Here is a 539-nt window from a genome sequence, read left to right as displayed (position 1 = left end):
AGGCTGCCCCCCCGACGGCCGCCCCTGAGGACAACGCCCCGACGCCGGAGACCGCCGCCGCCGAGCCCAAGAGCGGCCGCCCACGCCAGACCGACGACCCCGACCCGGCCGTCCGCCTGCTGCGCGCACTGATCACCGACGTGGACGACCAGGCCCCCGGATCCGGCACCGGCTCCGAACCGGCCCCGCCCGCGCCGTCCGGTCCCGGCTCGGGCTCCCGCCGCCGCGGCCCCCGCACCATCGTGGCCCTCGGCGTGGCCGGCGCCGTCCTCGCCAGCACCGGCGTCGCCGCCGCGGGCAGCGGCGTGACGGACCACACCGCCGCGTCCCCGCCGCCGAGCTCCGCCGGCGTGACCGACGACCCGGAGAAGCCCGCCGACACCGACGCCGGGTGGCACGAGGAACGTCCGCGCTCACCCGTCCGTCCCGTCCCGGCGCCTCCCGCGCAGCGGAAACCCGGCGACCAGCGGAACTACGAGCCGATCAAGACACGCCTCCGGCACCTGTTCCCGCCCCAGCGCCACCCCCGCCGCCCGGAC

1 pseudogene is annotated in these 539 nt (G+C 79.4%); it reads left to right on the top strand.

The features are described 5' to 3' along the window. Positions 1–539: pseudogene (locus E1287_RS44535) on the top strand (hypothetical protein); the annotation flags it as partial.

Source organism: Actinomadura sp. KC06, from assembly GCF_004348735.1.
Classification (GTDB): domain Bacteria; phylum Actinomycetota; class Actinomycetes; order Streptosporangiales; family Streptosporangiaceae; genus Spirillospora.
This window is presented reverse-complemented; position numbering and strand designations above follow the sequence as displayed.